The sequence below is a fragment of the Pseudomonas sp. Irchel s3a18 genome (genome assembly GCF_900187535.1).
In the GTDB taxonomy this organism is placed as follows: domain Bacteria; phylum Pseudomonadota; class Gammaproteobacteria; order Pseudomonadales; family Pseudomonadaceae; genus Aquipseudomonas.
The window spans coordinates 1-3,335 of sequence record NZ_FYDV01000015.1; the positions used below are offsets into that span (position 1 = coordinate 1).

General features: G+C 55.4%; 4 protein-coding genes, 3 tRNA genes and 1 rRNA gene. All 8 read left to right on the forward strand.

The window, feature by feature from the left end:
- A 5S ribosomal RNA gene (gene rrf, locus CKW29_RS19025) occupies positions 1-103 on the forward strand; the annotation flags it as partial.
- Between the two features lie 135 nt (positions 104-238).
- A complete protein-coding gene (gene birA / locus CKW29_RS19030) occupies positions 239-1,198 on the forward strand; it encodes a bifunctional biotin--[acetyl-CoA-carboxylase] ligase/biotin operon repressor BirA (RefSeq protein WP_095147414.1) in 960 nt (319 codons plus the stop codon).
- Positions 1,188-1,937 (forward strand): pantothenate kinase, encoded by a 750-nt coding sequence (locus tag CKW29_RS19035; RefSeq protein WP_095147413.1) that lies wholly within the window; start codon positions 1,188-1,190, stop codon positions 1,935-1,937. The genes birA and CKW29_RS19035 overlap by 11 nt, the downstream gene beginning before the upstream one ends.
- A gap of 7 nt (positions 1,938-1,944) precedes the next feature.
- The gene (locus CKW29_RS19040; RefSeq protein ID WP_095147412.1) at positions 1,945-2,391 is read left to right on the forward strand and encodes a hypothetical protein; all 447 of its coding nucleotides are present in this window, start codon (positions 1,945-1,947) and stop codon (positions 2,389-2,391) included.
- A 142-nt stretch (positions 2,392-2,533) separates the two neighbouring features.
- Positions 2,534-2,618 (forward strand) — tRNA-Tyr (locus CKW29_RS19045).
- 26 nt (positions 2,619-2,644) lie between these two features.
- Positions 2,645-2,718: transfer RNA gene (locus CKW29_RS19050), tRNA-Gly, on the forward strand.
- A gap of 26 nt (positions 2,719-2,744) precedes the next feature.
- Positions 2,745-2,820, forward strand: a tRNA-Thr gene (locus tag CKW29_RS19055).
- Between the two features lie 84 nt (positions 2,821-2,904).
- Positions 2,905-3,335 (forward strand): GTP-binding protein (locus tag CKW29_RS19060; protein ID WP_143496883.1); only part of this gene is annotated, 431 nt, incomplete at its 3' end.

Here is a 3,335-nt window from a genome sequence, read left to right on the forward strand (position 1 = left end):
GAGCATTGGAACCACCTGATCCCATCCTGAACTCAGCAGTGAAACGATGCATCGCCGATGGTAGTGTGGGGTTTCCCCATGTGAGAGTAGGTCATCGTCAAGATTAAATTCCGAAACCCCTATCTGCTGATGCAGGTAGGGGTTTTGTTTTTGTGCGCGAAAAGTTGGCGCTTACGGTTTCTATGCAACGGCTCGGGGCATGGCTATCATGCGGGCCTCATTGTGAGGCGATACGTGCATGCTGACGTTGTTAAAACTCTTGAAGGATGGTCGTTTCCACTCGGGGCAGGCGCTTGGCGCTGCTCTGGGTATCAGCCGCAGTGCTGTCTGGAAGCAGCTCCAGCACCTGGAAGCAGAGTTGGGTCTGTCCATTCATAAGGTCCGGGGTCGTGGTTATCAGCTGAGCGCACCGTTGACACTCCTCGATGGCCTGGAAATTACCAGCTCTTCTGCGCAGGGCAATTGGCCGGCGCTGGTATTTGATTCGATTGACTCGACCAATGCAGAGGCGCTGCGCTCCATAGAGCGCGGGGTGCCGGCGCCCTTTCTCGTGCTGGCAGAGCGTCAAACGGCGGGGCGGGGGCGACGAGGTCGCAAGTGGGTGAGCCCTTACGCGGAAAATATCTACTACAGCCTCGTCTTGCGCATAGAAGGCGGAATGCGACAGCTGGAGGGGTTGAGTCTGGTCGTCGGCCTCGCGGTGATGCAGACGCTGCGCGATCTGGGTATCACTGCAGCCGGGTTGAAGTGGCCTAACGATGTCCTGGTCGGCGAGAAAAAGATTGCCGGTATATTGTTGGAGTTGGTCGGGGATCCGGCTGATGTGTGTCACGTCGTCCTGGGCGTCGGTATCAATGTAAATATGCAGGAGGCTGATGAGGTTGATCAGCAATGGACCTCCATGCGTCTCGAGGCGGGCAGGGCATTTGATCGCAATCTGCTGGTGGCGCGTTTGAACGATGTGCTGCAGGGGTATCTGGCGCGTCATCAATTGTCAGGTTTCTCGGCGCTTCAAGAAGACTGGGAGCGCGGCCACTTATGGCAGGGGCGCGCTGTTTCATTGATTGCGGGTGTGAACCGGATTGACGGTGTTGTCATGGGGATCGATGGGCAGGGTGCTTTGCGCTTGAAAGTGGGTGATGCCGAAAAGGTTTTCAGTGGTGGCGAGCTAAGTCTGAGGCTGCGCGATGATTCTTGAGCTCGACTGTGGTAACAGCTTTATCAAGTGGCGAGTGTTGCATGCGGATGCCGCGAAATTGTTTGCCGAGGGTGTTGTGGACTCGGATCTCGCGTTGCTGGAGAGTCTGCGCGGTTGTGTCGGGCTGAGTCTCAAGCACTGCCGTCTGGTCAGTGTAAGAACCAATGAAGAGACGACTGCGCTGGTGTCCATGCTGGTGGATGCGTTTGCTGTCTCGGTGTTGTGCGCGGCACCTGCTCGTGAAATGTCTGGCGTGCACAATGGCTATGACGATTTTCAGCGGTTGGGGCTTGATCGCTGGCTGGCAATGCTCGGGGCTTACCACCTGGCCTCGGGAGCATGCCTGGTTCTCGATTTCGGTACGGCACTCACTGCGGACTTTGTTGCAGCGGATGGCAAGCACCTGGGCGGTTTTATCTGTCCTGGAATGCCCTTGATGCGCCACCAGTTGCGTACGCACACGCGGCGCATTCGCTATGACGATGTTGCGGCATCCCGGGCCCTGGAAAGCTTTGAGCCGGGACGAAATACGGTAGAGGCTGTAGAGCGTGGATGTTCATTGATGCTAAGAGGGTTTGTCCTGACTCAGCTTGAGCTGGCGCGCGAGTATTGGGGGGCGGATTTCTCGGTGTTTCTCACCGGAGGCGATGCGAACCTGGTGTCGGGCGTTGTGCCGCAGGCGCGGGTAGTTCCGGATCTCGTATTTGTGGGCTTGGCCATGGCGTGTCCATTGTCCTGAGGTTTTTATGCGTTGGTTGTTTCTGCTCCTGCTCGTACTCAATGTGTTCTATTACGTCTGGCAACAACAGGAAGCCCCTATGCGTGCCAAGGATGTCACTCCATTGAGCTTGTATCGGGGGGCGCAGCAGGATATCCGGCTGTTGAGCGAGAAGCCTGAAGCCGTTGCGGCGCGTGACAAGGGGCGATCGGCTTCGGTTGATGACAACTGTCTTTATCTCGGGGGCTTTGCTCGTCAGGAAGCGGCAAGCGCACTCGAGGTGCGTTTGGCATCGATCGGCGTGAAGGTTCAGCAGCTATCGACTTCGCTTGCCGATTCCGCGGGTTACTGGATGCGGGTGACACCGGAAAGCCGGCGTTTGCTCGACGATTCCGTGCTGCAGAACCTTGTTAATGAATTCAATGAGTTAAAACATAAAATAATGCGGTGTGAGGGGGTTGCAACTGCTCAATAGGTTGCATAGAATGGCGCCCGCTCCACAGTGAACGCCTTCAATGGCAACCACCGCGGAGCGATGTCAACGCAGCTAACCTCAAGTTTTTAATGAGAAAATGCTTGACAGAAGGCTGGCATGATGTAGAATGCCGGCTCGCTTAGGAGGGGTTCCCGAGCGGCCAAAGGGATCAGACTGTAAATCTGACGTCTACGACTTCGAAGGTTCGAATCCTTCCCCCTCCACCAGATTTTAGCGTGAGCTGCAAGCTTACGCGGGTATAGTTTAGTGGTAGAACCTCAGCCTTCCAAGCTGATGATGCGGGTTCGATTCCCGCTACCCGCTCCAAGTTTGCAGGTTGTGCAAAGTGTTTCGCTCTTGTAGCTCAGTTGGTAGAGCACACCCTTGGTAAGGGTGAGGTCAGCGGTTCAAATCCGCTCAAGAGCTCCATATAACAAGGCAGATATGAAAATATCTGCCTTTGTTTTAATGGTTAGTGTGACTTGCTTAATTCTTCTCCTAGGGGTGATTTCGATGGCTAAGGAAAAGTTCGAACGTAATAAGCCGCACGTCAACGTAGGTACCATTGGTCACGTCGACCACGGTAAGACTACTCTGACTGCTGCTCTGACTCGCGTCTGCTCCGAGGTTTTCGGTTCGGCCAAGGTTGACTTCGACAAGATCGACAGCGCCCCAGAAGAAAAAGCACGTGGCATCACCATCAACACCGCTCACGTTGAATACGATTCGGCCGTGCGTCACTACGCACACGTTGACTGCCCAGGTCACGCCGACTACGTAAAGAACATGATTACCGGTGCTGCCCAGATGGACGGCGCTATCCTGGTTTGCTCGGCCGCTGATGGTCCGATGCCACAAACCCGTGAGCACATCCTGCTGTCCCGTCAGGTAGGCGTTCCGTACATCGTTGTCTTCCTGAACAAGGCTGACATGGTAGACGACGT